Genomic DNA, 25,007 nt, shown 5'->3' with positions numbered 1-25,007 from the left:
TCCGTGCTGTTCCGCTACATCCTCAAGCGCATCCTGATCATGATCCCGACGCTGCTGGTCACCAGCGCGCTGATCTTCACCGTGATCAATCTCCCGGAAGGGGACTATTTCGAGACTCTCGCAGCCGAAATGCAGGCGCAGGGCGAGAAGGCCGATATGAGCCGCATCGAGTTCCTGAAACAGGAGTACGGCTTCGACAAGCCCCCGGTCGAGCGCTATTTCTGGTGGGTCGCGGGCCTGCTTCAGGGCGATATGGGCTATTCCTTCGAATATCAGCGGCCGGTCAGGGAGATCGTCGGCGACCGACTGCTCCTGACCATGCTGGTCTCCTTCGCCACGATCGTCTTCACCTGGGTCGTCGCCTTCCCGATCGGCATCTACTCGGCCACGCACCAGTACAGCTGGGGCGACTACGGGCTGACCTTCATCGGCCTGATCGGTCTCGCAGTGCCGCATTTCCTGCTGGCGCTCGTCTTCATGTATTTTGCCAATGTCTGGTTCGGCACCTCGATCGGCGGTCTCGTCGACCCGCAATATCTCAACCAGCCGATGAGCTGGGCCAAGCTCCGATCCGTTTTGGAGCATCTCTGGATCCCCGTCATCATCATCGGCGCCGGCGGCACCGCCGGCATGATCCGGGCGCTGCGCGCCAATCTGCTCGACGAGCTCCAGAAGCAGTACTACGTCACCGCCCGCGCCAAGGGCCTGCCGCCCGGCAAGGCGCTGCGCAAATATCCGCTGCGCATGTCGCTCAACTTCTTCATCTCGGATATCGGCGACATCCTGCCTTCGATCGTCTCGGGTGCCGAGGTCGTCGCCATCGTGCTCTCGCTGCAGACCACCGGCCCGCTGCTGATCCGGGCGCTGCAGGCCCAGGACATGTATCTCGCCGGCTCCTTCCTGATGTTCCTGTCCTTCCTGACCGTGATCGGCGTGCTGATCTCGGATATCGCGCTCGCCATCCTGGATCCGCGCATCCGTCTGCAGGGGACGGCGACCAAGTGAAGGCGAACTTGCTCAACACACTTCCGCCCGATGGCGCGCCGCTGCCGCATGCGGCCTCGACCGCGCCTTTCGAGCCCTATGCCACCGAGGCGATGACGCCGGAGCAGGAGCGGATCTATCTCGCCTCGCAATGGCAGCTGATGTGGTGGAAGTTCCGCCGCCACAAGCTCGCGGTCATCTCCGCCTTCGTCATCGTGGCGATCTACGCGATGGCGGCCTTCGCCGAATTCCTCGCGCCCTACCACTACACAACGCGCAATACCGACTTCATCCGCGCGCCGGGCCAGAGCGTCCACCTCTTCCATGAAGGCAGCTTCATCGGCCCCTTCGTCTACCCGTACAAGATGCGGCTCAACATGGAGAACCTGAAGCGCGAATACGAGGTCGACAGCACGCGGCCGCAGAAACTGCGCTTCTTCTGCCGCGGCGACGACAGCTACGAGTTCTGGGGTCTGATCCCCGGCAACAGGCGCCTGGTCTGCCCGCCCAAGGACGGCACCTTCTTCTGGCTCGGCTCGGATCGGCTCGGCCGGGACATGTTCTCGCGCATCCTCTATGGCGGACGCATCTCGCTCTCGATCGGCCTGCTCGGCGTCTCCGTTTCCTTCGTGCTCGGCGTCATCATCGGCGGCATCGCGGGCTATTACGGCGGCCGCGTCGATCTCGTCATCCAGCGCATCATCGAGATCGTGCAGTCGCTGCCGCATATCCCGCTCTGGCTGGCGCTGGCTTCGATCATGCCGCCGTCATGGAGCCCGGTGGTGGTCTATTTCGGCATCACCATCATCCTCGGCCTGATGGACTGGACGGGGCTTGCCCGCTCGGTCCGCTCGAAGCTGCTGTCGCTGCGCGAGGAGGACTATGTCGTCGCCGCCCAGCTGATGGGCGCGAAGCCCGCCCGCATCATCGGCCTGCATCTGGTGCCGGGCTTCATGAGCCACCTCATCGCCTCGGCCACCATCACCATACCCAAGACCATCCTCGGCGAGACCGCGCTCTCTTTCCTTGGCCTGGGCTTGAGGCCCCCGATCACCAGCTGGGGCGTGATGCTGAACGAGGCACAGAACATCAATGTGGTGGCGCTCTATCCCTGGCTGCTCTATCCGGTGGTGCCCGTGATCGTGATCATCCTCGCCTTCAACTTCCTCGGCGACGGCCTGCGCGATGCAGCCGATCCTTATCGCTGACCAGCTACGCTCCGCCCCTTTCCAGTATCCCCTTGCGCATCGCATTCCACACTCCGCTGAACCTGTTCGACGACGGCGGCGTCTCCGGCGACCGCCGCATGGCGCGCCAGCTCGTCGCGGCACTGGAGACATTGGGCCATGTCGTCGAGCCTGTCCGGGCCACCCGCGGCTATTTGCCCAGCGCCGATCCGGCTTGCCTCGACCAGCATCGCGCCGACGCTGCACGGCTCAGTGACCGGCTGCTGGCGGGCTATCGCTCCGATAGCCCTCGCCCCGACCTCTGGTTCACCTATCACAACTACTACCGCGCCCCGGACCTGCTCGGCCCTGCGATCGCCGATGCCCTCAGCATCCCCTATGTCACGGCCGAAGCCAGCGACTCCGAGCGCCGCGCCTTCGATCAATGGAGCGCCCAGACCGAAATCGTCCGGCACAGCCTCACGGCGGGCGACGTCCACTTCTATTTCACCGATCGCGACCGCCAGGGGCTCGAACCCTGGCGCCAGCCCGGCACCGCCCTTCTGGAGCTCCCGCCCTTCATCACCTTCGAGAAGGAGCCGCCGCAGCGCCGGAACCATCCCGGACCTCCCCACCTGATCACCATCGCGATGATGCGCCAGGGCACGAAGCAGAACAGCTATCTGACGCTCGCCCGCATCCTGGCGCGCATTCCCGATGCGGACTGGCGCCTGAGCATCGTCGGCGACGGCCGCCAGCGCGGCGAGATCGAGCAGGCCTTCGCCTGCCTGCCGCAAGAACGAATCGATTGGCTTGGCCTGATCCCGCGCGAGCGGGCGCTCGACGAGCTGGCGCGGCACGACATCTTCGTCTGGCCGGGCGTACGCGAGGCCTATGGCTTGGTCTATCTCGAAGCCCAGGCGGTCGGGCTGCCCGTGGTCGCCTTCGACAGCGGCGGCGTCTCCGCGACGGTGATGTCAGGAGAGACAGCGCTCTTGGCGCCGGAAGGCGACGAAGCGGCTTTCGCCGGTCATCTCGTCGCCATGCTGCGGGACAGGGCGCGCCGTGAACGGATGGGAGACGATGCTCGCCGCTTCGTATTGGACGAGCGTACGAACGCCCGCGCCGCCGCAAGGCTGGCCGAAGGGCTCGACCTCGCCTGCCGCCACCGCCGCGACAAGCTCAGGGCCGCAGGCAGCGTCGCGTCATGAACGAGACGCACTGGCAGGCTCTGTCGCGGGAACTCGACAACTGGCAGGCCGCCGGCCGGCAGCTGCGGCTATGGCTCCGCGACGACGACGCGGTCGCGCCGAGCCCGGCGTTGGCGCGGCTTTCGGTTCTGGCGGAACGCCATGGTGCAACTGTCCTGCTGGCGGTAATCCCGATGCTGGCGGAACCCGCCCTGGCATCGGCCCTGAAGGGCATGCCGTGCTTGCGTCCCTGCCAGCACGGCGTCTGGCATCGCAACCATGCTCCGGCAGGCGGAAAGAAGTCGGAATTCGGCCCCGATCGCGACAGGACAGCCGTCGATGGCGAGATCGCCGAGGGCCGCGATCGCCTTCGCGACCTGATCGGCGGCGACATCATGCCGGTCTTCGTGCCGCCATGGAATCGCATCGACCCCGGCCACGCCGCCCGGCTCGGCAGCCTCGGCTTCTCCGGTCTGTCATGCTTCCGCAACTATCGCCACGGTCCCGCCGGCGGCCCCCGCCTACTCAACACCCGAATCGATGTCATGGACTGGCATGGCGGCCGCATGGGCCGGCGCGCGGATGACCTTCTGCCCGAGATCGTGGCACAAATCATCGCGATGCGCGGCGAGGGCCCCGATCAGGCGGCCGCGCTCGGTCTGCTCCTGCATCACCGCGACCATGACGAAGGCGCTTGGTCCGTTCTCCACGACATCTTGAGCCTTGCAGCCGCCCATCCGGCCGTGCATCTCGCTGATCCGGCCGAGCTTCTTCCTGCCAGAGTATAGGCGTCGCACCGGCTAAGATGAATCCTGCATGTCACCACCCGCACGGGCTTGGTTGACGGACCTCGCCGCGCTATAAGCGCTCTAAACTGGTTCCGAGCTGCGTTCGTCCTCGCCAAGAGGTCGTCTGGCCTTTGCGGAGGGCGGCATCCGATGTCTTCCAACGTCATCGATTTGATCGGAGCCGAAAGGGCGCCGCGCAGCCCTCATGCGCCGCGTGTGCTGATCTACAGCCATGACACTTTCGGTCTCGGCCATATCCGCCGCTGCCGCGCCATCGCCAATGCGCTGATCGCCAGCTTTCCGCACATCTCGGTCATCATCGTCTCCGGTTCTTCGGTGATCTCGAGCTTCCAGTTCGGCGACGGGATCGACTATGTCCGCATCCCCGGCATCGAGAAGCAGAGCGACGGCCGCTATGAGCCGCACCACCTCAACCTCGATCTCGGCGACACGCTGCGGCTGCGCACCGACCTGATCAAGCAGACCGTCCTCTCCTTCGATCCCGATGTCGTCATCGTCGACAAGGAGCCCGTCGGCCTGCGCGGAGAGCTGAAGCCGTCGCTCGACATCCTGCGCCGCCGCGGCGCCCGCATCGTGCTGGGCGTGCGCGACGTGCTCGACGATCCGGCCACGCTGCTGGAGGAGTGGCGCCATAGCGGCGCGCTCGACGCGCTCGACACCATCTACGACGACATCTTCGTCTATGGGCTGGAGGGCATCTACCAACCCCTGAGCGGCCTGCCCGACCAGCAGCGTTTCGCCGACAAGATTCGCTATGTCGGCTATCTCAAGCGTGCGGTCCCGAGCCCGATGCCGCCGAATCGCTATCCGCGGATCACCAAACAGCCCTTCGTCCTCGTCACCCCCGGCGGCGGCGGCGATGGTGCCGGCGTGATCGACTGGGTGATCTCGGCTTATGAAGCCGACCCGACCATCGCGCTGCCGGCGCTGATCGTGTTCGGGCCCTTCATGTCGCGCGAGAAGCGCAAGGACTTCGCCGAGCGGATCGCGCGCAATCCGAAGCTGGAGGGTCTCGGCTTCGAGCCTCGCCTCGAACTGCTGATGAATCGCGCGCACTGCGTCGTGGCGATGGGCGGCTACAACACCTTTTGCGAGATCCTCTCCTTCGACAAGCCGGCGCTGATCGTGCCGCGCGTGAAGCCTCGCCTGGAGCAGGCAATCCGTGCGCAGCGGGCGGACGAACTGAGCCTGGTCGAAATGCTCTGCGACCCCTCGCAGTCCGGCGAGGGCGAGCGCGATCCGCTCGTCATGGCCAGGGCGATCCATGCCCTGGCGAAGCGGCCGCCGCCGTCGCAGGCCTTCATGCCCGACCTGCTCGAAGGGCTGCCGGCGATCAGCCGGGCCCTTGCGGACGATCTGTCGCAGACCGTGCGCGGCCGGGCCCTCGCGCAGAACGCCGCGACAAGCTGACCCCGATCTTCCGGCGCGGCATCCCGCCGCTGGTCACGGACCGGGCTCCGTTCTACAGGCTTTCACGATGACGCTTTCGAACACTCTTGTCTCCGTCGCGGTCGGCGCCGTCGCTGTCGTGCTGCTGCTCGGTCTTGTGAACATGCTGCGCGGTGGCAGTGCCGACACCTCGCAGAAGCTCATGCGTCTGCGCGTCGTGCTGCAGTTCGTCGCCATCATCCTGATCGTCACCGTGCTCTGGTGGCGCAACGGCTGACCCGCCGCGACATCCTGCCCAATTGATTGACGTCATTGACGTTTTTTGGAACGATTAGCTGTGAACAGAGCCCTGGCTTCGCGGGCTCTGCCACATTCCGAACACGAGTGTGTGTGCTTCACTAACGCCTGCTCTCTCACACCCTGCCGAAGGCCCATGGTTCGCGTCGCGTTGCTGCTCCTCGCCGGTTGTCTGGCCGCCTCTTCGGCTCAGGCACAGACCCGCTCTCTCTCCGGCAATGTCTCCAGCTACGCTCCCGCGACCGAGCCGCCGGCCCCGGCCTGGGAAACCCGCATCGGCGCCGGGCTCGCCAACCCCGGCGGGCGCGAAGGCAGCCTTCTCAACGTGGGAGCGGAGGTGCTCTCGCCTCGCCTGATCCCCCTGCAGGACCGAATCGCAGCCGCCTTCATCCCGCGCTTCAATCTCGGCACCAGCCTGAACCTCAACGGCACCCGTTACGCCTATGCCGGAGCGACCTGGAGTTTCGACGTCACGCGGGACGTCTTCGTCGAAGCGAGCTTCGGCGCAGCGTTGAACGACGGCAAGACCGGCTTCGTCCCCGAGAATCGCCTCAACGTCGGCTGCAACACAGGTACCCGCGAGGCCGCGGCGCTCGGTGTGCGGCTCTCCGATCGCTGGAGCCTGGTCACCACGCTCGAGCATTTCAGCACGGCCGGCTGCGGCGATCGTGCAGGGTCTTCGCCACGAGGCCCGGCCAATATCGGCGCGCGGCTCGGCTATACGTTCTAGCAACCAGCCTCAGCAGAAAACCTCGCTTCCGTCCCGACCGTGCCGCGCTATAAGCGTCGCATGGTCAAGCTGAATCGCATCTACACCCGCACCGGCGATGACGGCACCACCGGGCTGACGGCCGGGCCGCGCCGCCCGAAATTCGACCTGCGGGTCGCGGCCTACGGCACGGTCGATGAGACCAATGCCTGTGTCGGCCTGGCGCGCCTCCATGCCGAGGGCGAAGACGCCGAGGTCGATGCCATGCTCGGCCGCATCAGCAACGACCTCTTCGATCTCGGCGCCGATCTCTCCACGCCGGAGACGGACAAGCCCCTTGCCTTCGAGCCGCTGCGCATCGTCCAGGCGCAGGTCGATCGCCTGGAGGCCGAGATCGACCGGATGAACGAGAGCCTTGCGCCCCTGCGCTCCTTCGTCCTGCCCGGCGGGACGCCCGCCGCGACGCACCTCCATCTCGCCCGCACCGTCAGCCGCCGCGCCGAACGGCTGATGACGGAACTCGCCGCCACGGAGGGCGAGACCGTCGGACCGGCCGCGCTCAAATACATCAATCGCCTGTCGGACTTCCTGTTCGTCGCCTCCCGCTTCCTCAATGCGAAGGCCGGCGGGGACGTCCTCTGGGTGCCCGGCCAGAATCGCTGAGATCAGCCATGTTCGTTCCCCTGCATGACGGCGTGCCGCTGCGCTTCATGCGAACTCCCTATGTCACCTACGCGCTGATCTGCGCCTGTCTTGCCGCCCAGGTCGCGCTCTGGTTCTGGCCGGGAGAGAACGCCGAGATCGCGATCATGGCCGGTTTCGGCATGATCCCCTCGGTGCTGTTCGGCACGGCGCAGCTGCCGGAAGGGCTCGCCCATCTGCCGCCCTGGCTGACGCTGTTCAGCAATGTGCTGCTCCATGCCAATCTGGCGCATCTGGCCGGCAACATGCTGTTCCTCTGGGTCTTCGGCGACAATGTCGAGGACGCGATGGGCCATGCCCGCTTCCTCATGTTCTTCTTCCTCTGCGGTCTGGGCGGTTCGCTCATCCACGCCGGAATGTATCCCGATTCCGAGCAGCCCTTGATCGGCGCCTCCGGCGCGATCTCCGGTGTCATCGCCTCCTATCTGATGCTCTATCCGCAGGTGCGCATCTGGGGCGTCGCCTTCAACTGGATTCCGATCCATATCCCGGCGATGTACGCGCTCGGCGGCTGGATTCTTCTGCAGGCCGGCTCGGCCTTGTTCCAGACCGACGGCAATGTCGGCTGGTGGGCCCATCTTGGCGGGCTTGCGACCGGGGCTGCGCTCACGCCGCTCTTCATCCATCGCAGCGTGCCCTTGTTCGGCCGCCGGCCGGTCGGCGGGTGAGCCCGTGCGCTTTTGCCCCTCCGACCAGACCTTGGACGACGTTGACAAGCCCAAACCGGCGTCGCTACGGTCCCTGCGCATTCCAGCCGAGGGCCGCGATGCCGCCACTCTGCCGTCTTGGACGGCGCGGCGCGAGGCGCATCTCTTCTGAACGGTGATCTGACGATGAAGATCTTGGTGCCCGTCAAGCGGGTGGTTGATTACAACGTGAAGATCCGCGTGAAAGCGGACGGGTCCGGCGTCGAGCTGGCCAATGTGAAGATGTCGATGAACCCCTTCGATGAGATCGCCGTCGAAGAGGCGCTCCGCCTCAAGGAAGCCGGCAAGGCGAGCGAAGTGATCGTGGTCTCGATCGGCCCGGCGCAGGCCGCCGAGACGATCCGCACCGGGCTGGCCATGGGCGCCGACCGCGGCATCCTCGTGAAGGTCGACGGCGTGGTCGAGCCGCTTGCGGTCGCCAAGCTTCTGAAGAAGGTGGTCGAGCAGGAGAATCCCGGTCTCGTCATCCTCGGCAAGCAGGCGATCGACGACGATTGCAACCAGACCGGCCAGATGCTCGCCGCGCTGCTGGGCTGGGCGCAGGGCACGTTCGCCTCCAAGGTCGAGCTCGGCGCGGATAGCGTCGACGTCACCCGCGAGGTCGATGGCGGCCTGCAGACGGTCCAGCTGAAGCTGCCGGCGATCGTCACCACCGATCTGCGCCTCAACGAGCCGCGCTACGCTTCGCTGCCCAACATCATGAAGGCGAAGAAGAAGCCGCTCGACGAGACCTCGGCCGAGACGCTCGGCGTCGATGTCGCGCCGCGCCTGAAAGTTCTGAAGACGGTCGAGCCCGCCGGCCGCTCCGCCGGCGTCAAGGTGGCCAACGCCGCCGAACTCGTCTCCAAGCTCAAGACCGCCGGGGTGATCTGATGACCACGCTGCTGATCGCCGAACACGACAACGTCTCCGTCAAGGACGCCACCGCCAAGGCGCTGACCGCTGCCAAGGAACTGGGCACTCCGGTTCACATCCTCGTTGCCGGCCAGGGCGCCAAGGCCGCAGCCGATGCCGCCGCCAGGCTCGCCGGCGTCGAGAAGGTGCTGCTCGCCGATGACGCGGCCTACAGCCACGCGCTGGCCGAGCCGCTGGCGGCGCTGATCGTGAAGCTCGCGGACGGCTATGACGCCGTCGTCGCGCCCTCGACCACCACCGGCAAGAACGTGCTGCCGCGCGTCGCCGCCCTGCTCGACGTGATGCAGGTCTCGGACGTCAGCAAGATCGTCTCGCCCGACACTTTCGAGCGCCCGGTCTATGCCGGCAACGCCATCCAGACGGTGCAGTCGACCGACGCCAAGAAGCTGCTGACCATCCGCACCGCCTCGTTCCAGGCGGCGGGCGAAGGCGGTTCGGCCGCGGTCGAGACCGTCTCGGCGGCTGAGAACCCCGGCAACTCGTCCTTCAAGGGCGAGGAGGTCGCCAAGTCCGACCGTCCGGAACTCGCCTCGGCCAAGATCATCATCTCGGGCGGCCGCGCGCTCGGCTCCTCCGAGAACTTCACCAAGGTGATCGAGCCCGTCGCCGACAAGCTCGGCGCCGCCATGGGCGCTTCGCGCGCTGCGGTCGATGCCGGCTACGCCCCGAACGACTGGCAGGTCGGGCAGACCGGCAAGGTGGTCGCGCCTGAACTTTATATCGCGGTCGGCATTTCCGGCGCGATCCAGCATCTCGCCGGCATGAAGGACTCGAAGGTCATCGTCGCCATCAACAAGGACGAAGAGGCGCCGATCTTCCAGATCGCCGATTACGGCCTCGTCGGCGACCTCTTCACCGTCCTGCCGGAGCTCGACGCCGAACTCGCCAAAGCCGGCAAGTAAGGCATAGACCATCGTTCCCGGGCCGCCTTAGGGCGGCCCGTTCCGCTCCTGCGGGAGCATAAGAAGACTATCCGGGATCAGACCATGTCGGACCACGCGATCAAGACGATCGGCATCATCGGGGCAGGCCAGATGGGCAACGGCATCGCCCATGTCGCGGCGGTGGCCGGGTTCGATGTCAGGCTGCACGACGTCGCCGAGGACCGGATCAAGGCGGCGCTCGCCACCATCGACGGCAACATGGCCCGCCAGGTCCAGAAGGGCGCCCTCGCCGACGAGGATCGCCGCGCCGCCGTGCAACGGATCGAGCCCGCGGTCGGCCTCGCCGATCTCGGCGATTGTGACCTCGTCATCGAGGCTGCGACCGAGAACGAGGAGGTCAAGCGCAAGATCTTCACGGCCGTCTGTCCGCATCTGAAGCCCCAGGCGATCCTCGCTTCCAACACCTCCTCAATCTCGATCACCCGGCTTGCGGCCGCGACCGACCGCCCCGAGCACTTCATCGGCATCCACTTCATGAACCCGGTGCCGCTGATGCAGCTCGTCGAGCTGATTCGCGGCATCGCCACCGACGACGGCACCTTCGAGCGCGCCAAGGCGCTCGTCGGCCAGTTGCACAAGACCGTTTCGGTCTCCGAGGACTTCCCGGCCTTCATCGTCAACCGCATCCTGCTGCCGATGATCAACGAGGCCGTCTACACGCTCTATGAGGGCGTCGGCTCGGTCGACGCGATCGACACCGCCATGCGGCTCGGCGCCAACCACCCGATGGGCCCGCTCCAGCTCGCCGATTTCATCGGCCTCGACACCTGCTTGTCCGTGATGCAGGTGCTCCATGACGGCCTCGCCGATTCGAAATATCGGCCCTGCCCGCTGCTGGTGAAATACGTCGAGGCCGGCTGGCTGGGCCGCAAGACCAAGCGCGGTTTCTACGATTACCGCGGCGAGAAGCCCGTCCCAACCCGCTGACGAATCACGGCCGGCGGGCCAGAACCCGCGAATTGAACGAAAAGCACCATGATCTGCTGAGCGGCTGCCACGAGCGAGGAAGCACCTCGCCCGTGCGAGGGGCTTTGTCGCACCCGCAATAAGTTCCTTCACATTCCTGTCGTCTCGCGCTTACATTGATCTGAGGGCGGGATTCGTCCCGCTTGGCGAAGCGGAGGTGCGACGGGTTTGACGGCGCATGTGATGCATCCGATGGCGTCGCCGGACGGCTGTCCGGCCTTGGTCCTGAACGCCGATTTCCGGCCGCTCAGCTACTATCCCTTGTCCCTTTGGAGCTGGCAGGACGCGATCAAGGCGGTCTTCATGGACCGCGTCAACATCGTCTCCGAATACGACACCGTCGTCCGCAGCCCCAGCTTCGACATGCGGCTGCCCTCGGTCGTCTCGCTGAAGAGTTACATCAAGCCATCCCGGACGCCGGCCTTCACCCGCTTCAACGTTTTCCTGCGCGACCGCTTCGCCTGCCAATATTGCAACACGCGCGAGGAACTGACCTTCGACCACGTCATCCCCCGCTCCAAGGGCGGCCTGACCACCTGGGACAACGTCGTCGCCGCCTGCTCGCCCTGCAACCTGCGCAAGGGCGACAAGATGCCGGCCGCGGTCGAGATGTTCCCGGCCCAGAAGCCCTATGCGCCGACGGTCAACGACCTCCACCGCAACGGCAAGCTGTTCCCGCCGAACTATCTCCACGAGAGCTGGCTCGACTATCTCTACTGGGACTCCGAGCTGGAGCCGTAAGGCTCAGGCAGCAGCTGCATTGCACCCAATGAGAGCCGTTTGGGAATTCCCCGAGCCTCGTCCTGAGGAGCCATTTCGTCAGGAATGGCTCCTCGAAGGGTGTTCCCGGAAGCTCAGGAGATATCTGGATCATCCTTCGAGACGCGTCTTACGGCGCTCCTCAGGATCAAGGCTCTAATTTTCCCAGGCGCGTTTGTCGCGTGCCCCCGCCATCGCCGCCCGGCTACTTCAGGAACTGACTCAACAGATCCACCGGCAGAGGGAACACCACCGTCGAGGAGCGCTCGCCGGCGATGTCGTGCAGGGCCTCGAAATAGCGCAACTGCATGGCTTGGGGCTCGGCCGCCAGCATGCGGCCGGCCTCGACCAGCTTGGCCGCTGCCTGCTGCTCGCCGTCGGCGTTGATGACCTTGGCGCGCCGCAGCCGCTCCGCCTCAGCCTGCTTGGCGATAGCGCGGACCATGCTGTCGTTGAGGTCGATATCCTTGATCTCGACATTGGAGACCTTGATGCCCCAGGCATCGGTGCGCTGGTCGAGGATCTCCTGGATGTCGCTGTTGAGCTTGTCACGCTCGGCCAGCATCTCGTCGAGTTCGTGCTTGCCGAGCACCGAGCGCAGCGTGGTCTGCGCGAGCTGGTTGGTGGCGGTCATGAAATCCTCGACCTGGAGGATCGCGCGCTCGGCATCGACGATGCGGAAATAGAGCACTGCGTTGACCTTCACCGAGACGTTGTCGCGCGAAATGACATCCTGCGGAGGCACATCCTGCACCACGACGCGCAGATCCACGCGCACCATCTGCTGGACGAACGGCACGAGGATGATGAGGCCCGGCCCCATGACACCGGTGAAGCGACCGAGCGTGAAGACCACGCCGCGCTCATATTCCCTCAGGATGCGGATCGCCGCTGACAGGAACAGGGCCACCAGCAGCGCAATGATCAGATAGGCCACATAACCGACCATCGTCGTCATCATCTTGCTCCATCGTTCGCCGCGGCCCGCCGCCGTACCGTCAGGACGAGATCGCTGATGGCGGTCACCTCGGCGCTGTCCCCCGGCATGATCGGCTCGTCGGCCTTCGCCCGCCAGCGTTCACCGAGCGCCAGCACGTGGCCTTCCCGGCCGTCCCAGTCGAGGATGTCGACGGCAAGGCCCCGCATCGCCTCGCCACCGACGCGCGGAGGATTGCGCCGCGCCGCCCAGACATAGGTGCCGGCGAGCAGCGCGAGCCCGAGCGTCAGCGCGGCCGCGGGGCCGATGACCGCCCAGGATATGGCGAAGCCCGGCCCCTCGACCTGGAGCAACATGGTGGCGCCGAGCAAGAAGGCCGCCACACCGCCGAGCCCGAGCACGGCCGTCGGATTGAAGGCCTCCATGATGAGGAAGGCGACGCCGAGCAGCATCAGCGCGAGCCCGGCATAGTTGATCGGCAGCAGATCGAGCGCGTAGAGGCCGAGCAGCAGGCAGGTGGCGCCGAGCACGCCCGGCGCCACCGCGCCGGGGCTGATGAACTCGAAGACGAGGCCATAGACGCCAACCAGCATCAGCACGACGGCGATGTTGGGGTTGGTGATGACGGCGAGAAGCTGGATGAACCAGCCGGGCTCCAGAGTCTCGACGGCCAGGCCCTTCGTGGCCAGCACTTCCTTCTTGCCGGCCACGTCGACGGTGCGGCCATCGGCCAGTTGCAGGAGCTCGGTCGTGTCGCGGGCGACGAAGTCTATGACATGCTGATCGAGCGCCGCGCTGGCCGACAGGCTCGCCGCCTCGCGCACGGCCTTCTCGCCCCAGTCGCCGTTGCGCCCGCGCAATTCGGCAAGCGAGCGGATCAACGCGACCGCGTCATTGGTCACCTTGGCCATCATCGCGTCGCCGGGTGGCCGGCCGCCGGCGTCCTTCCCGTTGCCGCCCGGGCCGCTATCCTTCTCGCCGCCGGGGAGCGAGGGCAGCCCGCCGATCGCCACCGGGGTCGCAGCTCCGAGATTGGTGCCGGGCGCCATCGCCGCGACATGGGTGGCGTAGAGGATGTAGGTTCCGGCACTCGCCGCGTGGCCGCCCGGCGGCGCGACATAGCCGATGACGGGCACGGGAGAGGCCAGGATGTCGGCGATCATCTCGCGCATCGACGTGACCAGGCCGCCGGGCGTATCCAGTTGCAGGATGAGAACCTCGGCATCGCGCTTGGCGGCGACGCTCAGCGCCTCCTTGAGCTGGCGCGTGCTCGCCGGACCGATCGCGCCGTCGATCGCGATGCTCAAGGCGACCCGCCCCCCCGCCGTTCGGGCCGGTGAGAAGGAAGAAAGGACCGCTGCGGCTATGACGGCCGCTGCGAAAAGGGCCACCCGCGCGAGTCTCACGCTCAAAACTCCGTGGAATCAATATGGGTTCGATTCCGGCAAAGTCCATGAGGTCGGCGATGGCGGCGGAGCGGCTGATATCTCACGTTTGGGGAAGAGTACGCGCTCGGGCGCTTTCGCCTGCTTCCGGGAGCCGCAATCGCAGCCTCAGGTGCCACCGCGAAGGTGAAGCATAGGCCTGCGGCGACCGCCCCAGGCGCCGCCGAAGCGTGCCTCTCGTGCCGACAGCCAGGGCGAAGACGACGCCCGACCTTCAGGGATCTCGCTGATCAAACAGGCTGGTTTAGCCGGCGCCCGACAACCCCGCGCAGCAGCCCGAAGATGGCGAGCAGGAACAGCCCGGCCGATACCAGCGCGTTCCAGCCTGCAAGCGACAGACCGAGGAAACGCCACGCCGCTTCCGAGCAGGCGACGATCCGGGTCGTCTGCAGCTGCTTCATGAAATCCTGCATGCCGGCTGCTGCCGAGGCCGCGCCCCCGCAATCATTCGGCCCGACGAACCAGCCCCATTCGACACCCGCGTGGTAGAAGCCGAGCCCTGTGCTCCAGGCCATCAGGCCGGCCAACCCGAGCAGGACGAGCCATTGCAGCCGCGGCGAACGTGCCAGCACCAGCGCCGCGAGAGCCAGGCCGATGGCGGCATAGTGCGGCACGCGTTGTTCGAGACAGAGCTTGCAGGGCCGCAGATGGATGACCAGTTCGAAGAACCAGGCGCCTCCGATCAGAGCCAGGCTCGCAAGTCCGATCAGCGCGATCAACCGCAGCGGCGTGAGCAACCGGTTGGGACCGTGGGACGCAATGGCTGAAGAGGCGGTCATGGCAAGGCTCAGCAGGAAAGAAGCTGGCCTGACCCTGCGACGAGCTTGAGGCCGAAATAAAGCAGGATCAGCACGGCGGCGCCGACTACCGCGATCACTTTCAGGCGACGTTCGATGAAATGCCGGATCGCGTTGCCATAGCGGCGCAGCAGGAAGGCCAAGGCGAAGAAGCGCGCCCCGCGCGCCAGCACGCAGGAAATGACGAAAAACGCGAGGCCGATATGGACCGCACCGGCCAGGATCGTCACCACCTTGATCGGCGGCAGGTGAGCCAGGCCGGAGGTGGTCAGCAGGATGAGCGTCGTGTCCGGGCCTGCGCAGGCGCGCAGCGTCTCGAAGGCGCCGAGCTTGCCGTAGAAGGCGAGCACCGGCTTCGCCAGCGCCTCGAAGGCGTAGTAGCCGAGCGCATAGCCGGCGATACCGCCGAGCACGGAGAACAGCGTGGCGATGAAGGCCAACCGATACGCCCGCTGCGGCCGCGCCAAAGCCATCGGCACGAACAGCACATCGGCCGGGATCAGGAAGAACGAGCTTTCGACGAAGGCGACGACTGCCAGCCAGAGCTCGGCGCGCGGCCGGGCCGCGAGCGACATTGTCCATTCGTAGAGGCGCTTGAGCATGGCGCTCTAGACCATGGGGCGACGGCTGACGCAACGGTGCGCGAGCCTTCGGAGCGCTGTCGCCACCCCGGTGTGCCATCCTTGCAAGAGCCCATGCGTGAAAAACCCACGGCCGTCAGAGCACAACGCACCGAAACCAGCCGCGGCGGCCGTTCCACCGATTGACCGGCATCGACCGATCGCTATAGTCCGCCCGCCTGTATGGGCCCCTGTGGCGGAATTGGTAGACGCGCTCGACTCAAAATCGAGTTCCGCAAGGAGTGCTGGTTCGATCCCGGCCAGGGGCACCAAAACACGATCCGCCGATCTTGGCGGCATGCTGAGCAAGCCTGAGCATTCTACGAGTCACCGTCGCCTCGTCACAACGACGCGGCGGCAGCGATCTCGCGCGAGACATCGCCACGCACGCTGTCTCTTTACGGCAGTGCCGCTGTTGGTCAATTACCGGTGGGGGCGCCGAGCTGATAGTTCCTCTGCAAGGCCCGATCCGTCGAAGGATAGAGCGTCTGGCATTCGGAAAAATAAGCGGTCTGAGGCCGCCGATTGGCCGGATCGGCACAGATGGCCGCGAGCTGCGATTGTCTTGACTGCGATGTCTGGCACCCTGCAAGAGCAGACCCAGCGATAAGCAGCAGACACACATATTGAGGTGTTTTCATTTCGCATGTCCTGTCAAGCGTCGACCGGATGGGGTCGTGCCTATCGGGCCAATACACTCGGTCCGGGCAACTATCGACAATAGACGGTCCTCCGCTTGCTTCCAATCGAGATTAGAGTGACCCGGACACTTATTCGGCCGAAGCAATGGCCGACGCCGGCAGAAGCGAGAAGATTTCGCCCGGGGCAAGCAGGTGGCAAATCCGGCGCGGCGCCCGCCAAATCTTGCCCTTCTGCTTGGCATGCTCAGATCCCGTCCGAACTCCTGCCTTCTGTCCGTCCGATCAAAGGCGCCATCGACATCGCCGGCGGGAGCCCTCTTGCGCGGCCTCCCGCGTCGCGTCACGGCACAAGACTCTTGCGCCGGAAACCGCGCTCCTTCATGGCATGGATGATGTGCCGCCGGAGAGACTTGCCCTCTCGCCGGAGCGCTCTATCGCTTCGCAAATCGGGAACCGATCGCTTTGCGCATTCTCGTCATCAATCCCAACACCATGCCGGAAATGACGGCCCTGGTCGCGCGGGTGATCGAGCCCTATCTGCCGCCGAACACGACCATTGTGCCAGTGACCGGGCGCTTCGGCGCGCATTACATCGCCAGCCGCAGCGCCAGCGTCGTGGCTGCACATGCCGCGCTGGAGGCCTTCGCCGAGCACGGCCATGGCTGTGACGGTGTCTATCTCGCCTGCTTCGGCGATCCCGGCCTTCTCGCGCTCAAGGAGATGGCGCGCGTTCCCGTCATCGGCATGGCCGAGGCGAGCAGCCGTCTCGCAGCACAGAAGGCCCAGCGCTTCGCCATCGTCACCGGCGGCGAGCGCTGGGGGCCGATGCTGCGGGAGTTCCTCGGCTCGCTCGGCCTCGGCGGGCGCCTCGCAGCGGTCGAGACAGTCGCGCCCACCGGGGCCGACATCGCCCGCGACCCGGACGGCTCCATCGCCATGCTCGCCGAGGCCTGCCGCCTCGTGGCGCACCGCGACGGCGCCGGCGCGGTCATCCTCGGCGGCGCCGGCCTCGCCGGACTTGCCGCACGGGTGCAGCCCCATGTCGACATTCCGGTGATCTGCTCGGCCGAGGCCGGCATCCGGATGCTGCTCGATGCACTGAGCCAGCCCTTGCGCAAGCCCGAGAGCGGCGACTTCGCCTTGCCCGCCCCCGTCGCCAGCACCGGCCTGTCGGACGGCCTGGCCCGCCTGCTGGCGCAGCCCTGACATCCGGTCGCGGCGCCCGCACGATCCTCGGGCGCCTCGTTGTCATCGTTCAGCCCTTGCCGGCAAGGGAAACGCCGTTGAGCCCGGCAATCCAGTCGGAGAGCATCGGCACATAGTCCTCGCCGTGCCCGCTCGCGACCGCCGCCGCATAGCTGTTCTTGACGGCGTTGCCGATCGGGTTGGCGACACCGGCATCATTGGCGACGCTCTCGAGATAGCGCACATCCTTCAGCGCGTTGCTGAGCGTGAACTTGTGCGCGTCGCGGTCGCGCTCCAGCACGTATTTCATGAAGGTCTGGTAGAAGCCGCAATCCATGCGGCTGCCGCGCAACACGCTGTCGAAGGTCTCCGGCGTGATGCCGATCTTCTGGCCGAGCGTCAGCGCCTCCGCATAGATCGCGGCATAGCCCAGCGACAGGAAGTTATTGATCAGCTTCATCTTGTGCCCGTCGCCGACCGGCCCGAGATGCACGATCTTCTGTGCCCAGGCCTCACAGGCCGGCTTTATCCGGGCGAAGACCTCGGGCGAAGCGCCGATCATCGCCGAGAGCTGCCCGAGCGCCGCCTGAGCCGGGGTGCCACCGAGCGGCGCATCGGCGAGATGCAGGCCCTTCGCCTCCAGCTCCGCAGCGAGCCGCACCGTCACCGTCGGGTCGGACGTCGAGCAATCGACGATCACGGTGCCGGGCTTGGCCCCCGCGATGATCCCGTTCTCGCCCCTCACCACCGCCTCGACCTGGGCCGAGCCGGTAACGCAGAGAAAGATGATGGTCGAACGGGCAGCGAGTTCCTTCGGCGTCTTCGCCTCCACTGCGCCGGCCGCGACCAGCTCCTCGACCGGCTTGCGGTTGCGATGCCCCATCACGGTGAGCGGAAAGCCCTTGTCGACCAGATTGCGGGCCATGCCCTGCCCCATCAGGCCGACGCCGATGAAGCCCACCGACTCTTTGGTTGCAGTCATCTTCAAATTCTCCCGCTGATATGGTTGAGATGAAACGGAACGTGGAGAAAACGACCCGACTCGCCGGTCATCGCGAGGTCAGCGCTCACAGTGGACGATTCATGACTGCCGACGGCCCGCCCGAGACCAGCCGGACCAGAAGCCCCACCACGGCAGGCACGGCCGGCCGCAGCCGCGTCACCCTGCAGAGCATCGCCGATCACCTCTCGGTCTCGACCGCGACGGTGTCGCTGGCGCTCCGGGGCTCGCCGCTCGTCGCCGAAGCGACGCGCGAACGCGTCCGCGAGATCGCCCGCGCTATGGGCTACAGCTACAACCGCAGCGCCGCCTCGCTGCGCACCGACCGGACCAACATCATCGGCGTCGTCTTTCACGACATCACCAATCCCTATTTCGCCGAGCTTCTGGCCGCGATCGAGGAAACGGCGGGCCGCCATGGCCGCTCGATCCTGCTCGGCACCTATGCGGAAGATATCGAGAAACAGGCGCGGGTGCTCGGCAGCCTCGCCGAATACCGTCCCGACGGCATGATCCTCTGCTCGGCCGGCGGCAGCACGGCGGAGAGCCTGACTCCGCTGACCGATTCCGGCGTCCCGATCGTACAGCTCTCGCGCGAGATCGCCGGGGTCGACCTCGATTTCGTCGGTTCCGACGACCGCCATGGCACCACCCTTGCGATGGAGCACCTGATCGACCTCGGCCATCGCCGCATCGCCTTCCTCTGCGCGAACGAAAGCATCTCGACCGGGCGCAACCGCTATGCCGGCTATCGCGAGGCACTGGCCCGCGCCGGCCTGCCGCTCGATCCAGCATTGGTGCATTTCGACTTCGGCACGCGTGAAACCGGCCACAAGGGCATCCTCAAGGTACTCGACGCGACCGACCCGCCGACCGCGGCGGTCTGCATGAACGACCTCGCCGCCTTCGGCGCCATGCTCGGCCTGCGTCATCGCGGACTGGAAGCGGGCCACGACTTCTCGATCGTCGGCTGCGACGACGTGAAGGAGGCCGCGCAATGGTTCCCCGCGCTCACCACCATCTACAACTTCCAGAACGACATGGGCGCCAAGTCGGCGGAGTTCCTGCTGAACCGCATCGCAGATCCCACTGCGCCGACGCAGCGTCTGCTGCTGACGCCTGCGCTGATCGTCCGGGGAACGACCTGCCCGCCGCGTTAGCTCTTCATCCCTCGAGCCCCCATCCCGAGGAGCGCTTCGCAGAGACGCCTCTCGAAGAATGGTCCAGATGTCTCCCGAGCTTCCCGAAACATCCTTCGAGACGCCGCTGCGCGGCTCCTCGGGATGAGGGCTGAGATCGCGGGCCACCGGATCAACACCGTTCAGGCATCGTTGGCGGGTTTCGCATTGAGCGCGCGATAGGCACGCACGACCTGCGAATCGTCGCGCCCGCCATGGCCGAGGCCGGAAGCGGCGAGGAACATCTGGTGCGCCGCCGCAGCGAGCGGCAGCGCCGTCTTTGCCGCGCGCCCGGCATCGAGCACGATGCCGAGATCCTTGACGAAGATGTCGACCGCGCTCGCCACCACCGGATCCGGCTCGTGCATGCGCGGCCCGCGATCCCTGAGCATCCAGGACGAGGCGGCCGAGCCGCCCATGATCTCGAACAGCAATCGCCCGTCGATGCCGGCCTTCTCGGCCAGCGACAGGGCCTCGGCCGCAACCGCGATATGCACGCCGCAGAGCAGTTGATTGACGGTCTTGACCGTCGCGCCCTGCCCCGCCTTCTCGCCGACATGGAAAACCTTGTCGCCGAGCGCGTCGAGCACGGGCTTCGCCCGTGCGAAGCTGTCGGCCGGCGCGCCCACCATGATCGTCAGCGTCGCGTTCCGCGCGCCGTTCACGCCACCGGAAACCGGCGCGTCGATGAAGTGCCGCCCCGTCTTGGTGACTTCGGTCGCGATCGCCTCTGCCTCTCCCGGTGGGCAGGTCGCCATCAGGATGACGGTCGCGCCGGGCGCCAGCGCTGCGAGCGCCCCGGCCTCGAACAGCACAGCCCGGGCCTGGGCAGCATTGACGACCATCAGCACGAGTGCTTCGGCCCCGCTGGCGGCTTCCTTGGCGCTGGCCGCGCCATGACCGCCAGCGGCCACGAGCGCGTCACGCGCCGCCTCGCGCATATCGAACCCGGTGACGCGGAACTGCTTCTTGACGAGGTTCTCGGCCATTGGCGCACCCATGGCGCCGAGGCCGACGAAGGCGATGCTGGAGATCGGTTGAGCGGACATGGGCGTAGTCACTCTTTGAACGAAAGCGGGCACGGCTCGCGCCATGCCCGCAAGGAAGTCGCCGGCCTCGCGGAAGCCGGCGCCAAAACTGGCTACTCCTTCACCGCGCCGGTCAGCGAGGCGACGTAGTAGTCGACGAAGAAGGAATAGAGGATCGCGACGGGAATCGAGCCCAGCAGCGCACCGGCCATCAGCGAGCCCCAATGATAGACGTCGCCCTCGACGAGCTGGGTCAGCACCGCGACAGGCACCGTCTTCTTCTCCGCCGACTGGATGAAGGCGAGCGCATAGATGAACTCGTTCCAGGACAGGGTGAAGGCGAAGATGCCGGCCGAGATCAGCCCGGGCATGGCGAGCGGCAGGGTGATCTGCCGCAGCGTCTGCAGCCGGGTCGCCCCATCGATCATCGCGCATTCCTCGAGCTCATAGGGGATCGACTTGAAATAGCCGATCAGAAGCCAGGTGCAGAACGGGATCAGGAAGGTCGGGTAGGTCAGGATCAGCGCCAGCGGCGAGTCGAACAGCCCGAACTGGAAGATCAGCGTCGCCAGCGGAATGAACAGGATCGAGGGCGGCACCAGATAGGCGAGATAGATCGCCAGACCCACATATTGCGAGCCCTTGAACTTCAGCCGCTGGATCGCATAGGCCGCGAGCACGCTGGCGAACAGCGAGAGAGCGGTCGCCACCACCGCGACCATCATCGTGGTCCAGAGCCACTGCGGATAGTCGGTGTGGAACAGGAGCTTGTTGATGTTCTCCAGTGTCGGCGACTTCACCCAGAACGGGTTGTTGTTCTTGTAGTCGAGCAGTTCCGCGTTCGGTTTGATCGCCGTGATCGCCATCCAGTAGAACGGGAACAGCAACACCAGCACGAAGATCGACAGCGGCAGGTAGAGCGTGATGAAGCGCCGCGGTCCGGAGGACCAGTCGATGACGCCGGTGCTCTCCTTGTCCGTCAGCGGCGGGCGCGTGCTCAGGGTCTGATCAGTCATTGTCTTCCCCCTGCTGCCATTTGCGCCGGGCGAGCCCGAAATAGCTGAACAGCGTCGCCATCACGAGGAACGGGATCATCGCCACCGCGATCGCCGCGCCCTCGCCGAGCTGGCCGCCCGGGATGCCGCGCTGGAAGGCGAGGGTCGCCATCAGATGCGTCGCATTGACCGGTCCGCCGCGGGTGATGGCGTAGACGAGCTGGAAGTCGGTGAAGGTGAACAGCACCGAGAAGGTCAGCACCACCGCCAGGATCGGCATCAGCATCGGCAGCGTGACATGCCGGAAGCGCTGCCATCCATTGGCTCCGTCGAGCATCGCCGCCTCGTAGAGTGAGGGCGAGATCGTCTGCAGGCCGGCCAGCAGGCTGATCGCGACGAAGGGGATGCCGCGCCAGATATTGGCGGCGATCAGCGACCAGCGCGCGGGCCAGGGCTGGCCGAGGAAATCGATATAGGTGTCGCGCCAGCCGAGCACGTCGACGAGCACATAGGAGATGATCGAGAACTGCGGATCGTAGATCCACCAGAAGGCGATCGCGGACAGCACCGTCGGCACGATCCAGGGCACCAGGATCAGCGCTCGCAGCAGCGACTTGAACGGCAGATGGTTGTTGAGCAGCAGCGCGAGCCACAGGCCCAGCGCGAACTTACCCACCGTCGCCACGCTGGTATAGAGCAGCGTGTTCCAGACCGCCGTGATGAAGACCCGGTCCTGAAGCAGTGACTGGAAGTTCTCGAAGCCGATGAAATGGCCGGTCCGCCCGATGCGGGTGTCGGTGAAGGCGAGCCAGATGCCCAGGCCCAGCGGATAGCTGAGGAAGACGAGCAGCAGCGCCGCCGCCGGAAACAGGCAGATGCAGATCAGGAAGGTCTTGTTGTCGAACAGCCGTACCAGCCAGTTCTGTTCCAGCTTGTAGACCGTTCGCGATTCGGCAGCAGCAATCGCCATGGCGCGCTCGCAGTTGGACCGGCATTCCCGGCCGCCGACCATGGACGGCGGCCGGGAGAAGCGGGTCAGGTCCGATAGTAGCGCTTGGCGCGGCGCTCGGCTTCCGCCGCGGCTTCCTCAGGCGTGGCCTGGCCGGCGCAGACGGAGGCGACCATCTGGACGACGACATATTCGGCGTTGACCGTGCCGGCGGCCTCGTTGATCGAGCCCTTGTAGCCGCTCCAGAGAGCCCGCTCCCAGGTATCGCGATAGACCAGGATCTTGGGATCGCTGGACCACACCTTGCTCTCGGCATAGGCCTTCAGCGGCTGGGTCCAGTAGCCGTAGCAGCCAGTCAGCCACTTGTCGTACTGCTCCTTCTCCATCATGAAGCGGAGGTATTCCTTGGCGGCATTCGGGAATTTGGTGTGCTTGAACGCCATGGCGTTGATGATCAGCGCCGGCTCCGACGGGCGGCCGAGCGGGCCGACCGGCATGGTCGCGTGGTTCAGGTCCTTGCCGATCGCCGCGGTCTTCTCGTCCTTCGAATTCTTGATCGAGAAGTAGAGCGAGACGCCGTTCTGGGTGACGCCGATTTCGCCGGCCGTCAGCGCCTTGTTGTTGCTGATGTCGAGCCAGGAGAGCGTGCCGGGGATGAAGGTCTCGTAGAGCGCCTTGGCGTATTTCAGCGCCGCGATCGTCTCCTTCGAGTTGATCGCGACCTTGTTGTTCTCGTCGACCATGTAGCCGCCATGGGTCCACACGAGCCAGTTGCAGAAGGCGTTGCCATCGCCGACCGCGTTGCCGAGCGCGAAGCCGGCGGGGTGGCCGTTCGCCTTGAGCTTGCGGCAGAGGTTGAGGAAACCGTCGAGATCCTTCGGGAAGGTATCGAAGCCCGCTTCCTTGACCCAGGATTCGCGATAGACAGCCGGCGCGCCGGAGGCGCCCATCGGGATCGAGACCCACTGATTGGTCTTGTCTTTTTTGCCGTATTTCTCGGCGATCGGATACCAGCCGCCATATTTCTTGCCGAGATCCTCGGCGATCTGCGTGAGATCGATCAATTTGTCCGAGAAGATGTGCGGGTCGTCGGCCCAGCCGACGACGATGTCGGGGCCGGCGCCGGTATTGGCGGTCACCGCCGTCTGCGGGCGCAGGTCCTCCCAGCCGGCATAGTCGACGCGGACAGGCACGCCCGTCGCCTTGGTAAAGGCCTCGGTGTTCTCGTTGAAGATGGCCTGGTCGGGATCGACGAACTTGGTCGGGCGCAGCACGCGCAGCGTCGCGCCCTTCTCGATATTGGCCTGCGCGATGGCCGGCGCGAGCGGCAGCGTTGCGCCGGCGGCAAGCCCGGCGCCGCCGATCAATACGTCTCTTCTGGAAATGCTCATGAAACCGTCTCCTCCGTGGGGTGCGGCGGAGGCCTACATGGGACCTCCGTCCTGCATGGATTATGGGCACTGAACAGCCATTATCCGCCGCCCGATGCAATGGGCGGCGAATTTCTGAGAGGCGGCACCGGCCTGATCGCGTCAGCCTGCCCGGCGCCGGCTCTGAACTCGTGCCAGAGGACGCGTGGTCCGCCCGGGCCGTTGCGCGGCCCGGATGGCGCGCACTCTAGAGGCGCTTGCCGGTCCCAGCGTCGAAGAGGTGCGTCACGCTGGTATCGGGCGTGATCCCGATGGTCTCGCCCGGTTTGGCTGTGATGCGCTCTCGGAAGATGCAGGTCAGATCCTGCCCGCCGCAGCGGACGACGACCTGTGTCTCCGACCCCATCGGCTCGACGACCGCGACCTCGGCCTTCAGGCCGTTCGGGTCGAGCTGGAAGTGCTCCGGGCGGATGCCCAGCACGGCTGCGCGCCCGTCGGAATTCGCCGGATGCTGGCCGATCGGCCAGACGACTCCGCCTTCGGTCTCGAAGCCATTGCCCGTGATCTTGCCCTTGAGCAGGTTCATCGACGGCGAGCCGATGAAAGCCGCGACGAACAGGTTCGCCGGATTGTCGTAGAGATCGAGCGGCGCGCCCATCTGCTCGACGATGCCGTCATGCATCACCACGATCTTGTCGGCCATGGTCATGGCCTCGATCTGGTCGTGCGTGACATAGACCGTCGTAGTCTTGAGGCGCTGGTGCAGCTCCTTGATCTCGGTGCGCATCTGGACGCGCAGCTTGGCGTCGAGGTTCGAGAGCGGCTCGTCGAACAGGAAGACCTGCGGATCGCGGACGATGGCGCGGCCCATGGCGACGCGCTGGCGCTGACCGCCCGAAAGCTGGCGCGGATAGCGGTCGAGCAGCTTGTTCAGGCCGAGGATCTGCGCGGCCTTGTTGACGCGCTCGTCGATCTCGCTCTTCGGCGCCTTCCGCAGCTTCATCGAGAAGGCCATGTTGTCGGCGACCGTCATATGCGGATAGAGCGCATAGTTCTGGAACACCATGGCGATGTCGCGCTCCTTCGGGGGCACGTCGTTCACCACGCGCGGTCCGATCCGAATCTCGCCGCCCGAGATGTTCTCGAGCCCCGCGATCATGCGCAGCAGCGTCGACTTTCCGCAGCCCGAGGGGCCGACAAGGATGACGAATTCGCCGTCGTTGATGTCGATGTCGACGCCATGGATGACCTGCGTCGACCCGTAGGCCTTGCGTACGTCGGCGATCTGGACTGAAGCCATGCCGTCCTTCCCTGCTTTCCGTTCC

The 25,007-nt window shown here is 65.9% G+C and carries 24 protein-coding genes, 1 tRNA gene and 1 pseudogene; 16 read left to right on the top strand and 10 right to left on the bottom strand.

Annotation, left to right across the window (positions count from 1 at the left end; genetic code table 11):
* The first annotated feature begins 6 nt into the window (after positions 1-6).
* The 13 genes from AC1DNE_RS22705 (at position 7) to AC1DNE_RS22645 (ending at position 11,519) form a co-directional block, all read left to right on the top strand.
* On the top strand, positions 7-1,005 hold the full coding sequence (locus AC1DNE_RS22705; protein ID WP_441472673.1) for an ABC transporter permease: 999 nt from the start codon (positions 7-9) through the stop codon (positions 1,003-1,005).
* 8 nt (positions 1,006-1,013) lie between these two features.
* Positions 1,014-2,192 (top strand): ABC transporter permease, encoded by a 1,179-nt coding sequence (locus tag AC1DNE_RS22700; RefSeq protein WP_441472518.1) that lies wholly within the window; start codon positions 1,014-1,016, stop codon positions 2,190-2,192.
* Positions 2,193-2,224: 32 nt separating this feature from the next.
* Positions 2,225-3,361 (top strand): glycosyltransferase family 4 protein, encoded by a 1,137-nt coding sequence (locus AC1DNE_RS22695; RefSeq protein WP_441472517.1) that lies wholly within the window; start codon positions 2,225-2,227, stop codon positions 3,359-3,361.
* Positions 3,358-4,128 carry a polysaccharide deacetylase family protein gene (locus AC1DNE_RS22690; protein ID WP_441472516.1) on the top strand — a complete coding sequence of 257 codons (771 nt, stop codon included), beginning with the start codon at positions 3,358-3,360 and terminating at the stop codon, positions 4,126-4,128. The genes AC1DNE_RS22695 and AC1DNE_RS22690 overlap by 4 nt, the downstream gene beginning before the upstream one ends.
* 150 nt (positions 4,129-4,278) lie before the next feature.
* Entirely contained in the window at positions 4,279-5,559 is a 1,281-nt protein-coding gene (locus AC1DNE_RS22685; RefSeq protein WP_441472515.1) for a glycosyltransferase family protein, read from the top strand.
* Between the two features lie 67 nt (positions 5,560-5,626).
* A complete protein-coding gene (locus AC1DNE_RS22680; RefSeq protein ID WP_441472514.1) occupies positions 5,627-5,815 on the top strand; it encodes a twin transmembrane helix small protein in 189 nt (62 codons plus the stop codon).
* A 156-nt stretch (positions 5,816-5,971) separates the two neighbouring features.
* Positions 5,972-6,565, top strand: a complete 594-nt coding sequence (locus tag AC1DNE_RS22675) for an acyloxyacyl hydrolase (RefSeq protein WP_476811395.1) — start codon at positions 5,972-5,974, stop codon at positions 6,563-6,565.
* A gap of 60 nt (positions 6,566-6,625) precedes the next feature.
* Entirely contained in the window at positions 6,626-7,207 is a 582-nt protein-coding gene (locus tag AC1DNE_RS22670) for a cob(I)yrinic acid a,c-diamide adenosyltransferase (RefSeq protein WP_441472512.1), read from the top strand.
* Positions 7,208-7,215: 8 nt separating this feature from the next.
* Positions 7,216-7,914: a rhomboid family intramembrane serine protease gene (locus AC1DNE_RS22665; protein WP_441472511.1), complete on the top strand. Its 699-nt coding sequence runs from the start codon at positions 7,216-7,218 to the stop codon at positions 7,912-7,914.
* A gap of 165 nt (positions 7,915-8,079) precedes the next feature.
* Positions 8,080-8,826 carry an electron transfer flavoprotein subunit beta/FixA family protein gene (locus AC1DNE_RS22660; protein ID WP_441472510.1) on the top strand — a complete coding sequence of 249 codons (747 nt, stop codon included), beginning with the start codon at positions 8,080-8,082 and terminating at the stop codon, positions 8,824-8,826.
* Positions 8,826-9,770 (top strand): electron transfer flavoprotein subunit alpha/FixB family protein, encoded by a 945-nt coding sequence (locus AC1DNE_RS22655; protein ID WP_441472509.1) that lies wholly within the window; start codon positions 8,826-8,828, stop codon positions 9,768-9,770. Before AC1DNE_RS22660 ends, AC1DNE_RS22655 begins: the two co-directional genes overlap by 1 nt.
* An 84-nt stretch (positions 9,771-9,854) precedes the next feature.
* Positions 9,855-10,739, top strand: a complete 885-nt coding sequence (locus AC1DNE_RS22650) for a 3-hydroxybutyryl-CoA dehydrogenase (RefSeq protein ID WP_441472508.1) — start codon at positions 9,855-9,857, stop codon at positions 10,737-10,739.
* 222 nt (positions 10,740-10,961) lie between these two features.
* Positions 10,962-11,519: an HNH endonuclease gene (locus tag AC1DNE_RS22645; protein ID WP_441472507.1), complete on the top strand. Its 558-nt coding sequence runs from the start codon at positions 10,962-10,964 to the stop codon at positions 11,517-11,519.
* 223 nt (positions 11,520-11,742) lie between these two features.
* On the opposite strand, the gene AC1DNE_RS22640 is transcribed toward AC1DNE_RS22645, so the two are convergent.
* The 4 genes from AC1DNE_RS22640 to AC1DNE_RS22625 all read right to left on the bottom strand — a co-directional run bounded on the left by AC1DNE_RS22640 (position 11,743) and on the right by AC1DNE_RS22625 (position 15,318).
* The gene (locus AC1DNE_RS22640; protein ID WP_441472672.1) at positions 11,743-12,486 is read right to left on the bottom strand and encodes a slipin family protein; all 744 of its coding nucleotides are present in this window, start codon (positions 12,484-12,486) and stop codon (positions 11,743-11,745) included.
* Between the two features lie 8 nt (positions 12,487-12,494).
* On the bottom strand, positions 12,495-13,880 hold the full coding sequence (locus AC1DNE_RS22635; protein WP_441472506.1) for an NfeD family protein: 1,386 nt from the start codon (positions 13,878-13,880) through the stop codon (positions 12,495-12,497).
* 269 nt (positions 13,881-14,149) lie between these two features.
* Positions 14,150-14,698: a disulfide bond formation protein B gene (locus AC1DNE_RS22630; RefSeq protein ID WP_441472505.1), complete on the bottom strand. Its 549-nt coding sequence runs from the start codon at positions 14,696-14,698 to the stop codon at positions 14,150-14,152.
* Between the two features lie 8 nt (positions 14,699-14,706).
* Entirely contained in the window at positions 14,707-15,318 is a 612-nt protein-coding gene (locus tag AC1DNE_RS22625; protein ID WP_441472504.1) for a YqaA family protein, read from the bottom strand.
* Positions 15,319-15,523: 205 nt separating this feature from the next.
* On the opposite strand from AC1DNE_RS22625, the gene AC1DNE_RS22620 reads away from it, so the two are divergent.
* Both AC1DNE_RS22620 and AC1DNE_RS22615 read left to right on the top strand, forming a co-directional pair.
* A tRNA-Leu gene (locus tag AC1DNE_RS22620) sits at positions 15,524-15,608 on the top strand.
* 831 nt (positions 15,609-16,439) lie between these two features.
* Positions 16,440-17,183: an aspartate/glutamate racemase family protein gene (locus AC1DNE_RS22615; protein WP_441472503.1), complete on the top strand. Its 744-nt coding sequence runs from the start codon at positions 16,440-16,442 to the stop codon at positions 17,181-17,183.
* A 49-nt stretch (positions 17,184-17,232) separates the two neighbouring features.
* Here AC1DNE_RS22615 and AC1DNE_RS22610 read toward each other — a convergent pair.
* Positions 17,233-18,153, bottom strand: a pseudogene (locus tag AC1DNE_RS22610) (NAD(P)-dependent oxidoreductase); the annotation flags it as partial.
* A 92-nt stretch (positions 18,154-18,245) separates the two neighbouring features.
* On the opposite strand from AC1DNE_RS22610, the gene AC1DNE_RS22605 reads away from it, so the two are divergent.
* A complete protein-coding gene (locus AC1DNE_RS22605; protein WP_441472501.1) occupies positions 18,246-19,322 on the top strand; it encodes a LacI family DNA-binding transcriptional regulator in 1,077 nt (358 codons plus the stop codon).
* A gap of 161 nt (positions 19,323-19,483) precedes the next feature.
* Here AC1DNE_RS22605 and AC1DNE_RS22600 read toward each other — a convergent pair whose 3' ends face one another.
* From AC1DNE_RS22600 to AC1DNE_RS22580, 5 genes are all read right to left on the bottom strand, one after another.
* A complete protein-coding gene (locus tag AC1DNE_RS22600) occupies positions 19,484-20,389 on the bottom strand; it encodes an NAD(P)-dependent oxidoreductase (protein ID WP_441472500.1) in 906 nt (301 codons plus the stop codon).
* 92 nt (positions 20,390-20,481) lie between these two features.
* Positions 20,482-21,384 (bottom strand): carbohydrate ABC transporter permease, encoded by a 903-nt coding sequence (locus tag AC1DNE_RS22595; protein ID WP_441472499.1) that lies wholly within the window; start codon positions 21,382-21,384, stop codon positions 20,482-20,484.
* Positions 21,377-22,333, bottom strand: coding sequence for a carbohydrate ABC transporter permease (locus tag AC1DNE_RS22590; RefSeq protein ID WP_441472498.1), 957 nt, complete (start codon positions 22,331-22,333; stop codon positions 21,377-21,379). Before AC1DNE_RS22590 ends, AC1DNE_RS22595 begins: the two co-directional genes overlap by 8 nt.
* Before the next feature lie 65 nt (positions 22,334-22,398).
* Positions 22,399-23,703: an ABC transporter substrate-binding protein gene (locus AC1DNE_RS22585; protein WP_441472497.1), complete on the bottom strand. Its 1,305-nt coding sequence runs from the start codon at positions 23,701-23,703 to the stop codon at positions 22,399-22,401.
* A 226-nt stretch (positions 23,704-23,929) separates the two neighbouring features.
* The gene (locus AC1DNE_RS22580) at positions 23,930-24,982 is read right to left on the bottom strand and encodes an ABC transporter ATP-binding protein (protein WP_441472496.1); all 1,053 of its coding nucleotides are present in this window, start codon (positions 24,980-24,982) and stop codon (positions 23,930-23,932) included.
* Positions 24,983-25,007 lie beyond the last annotated feature (25 nt).

It is taken from the genome of Allobosea sp. 05L423 (assembly GCF_056397745.1).
This window is presented reverse-complemented; position numbering and strand designations above follow the sequence as displayed.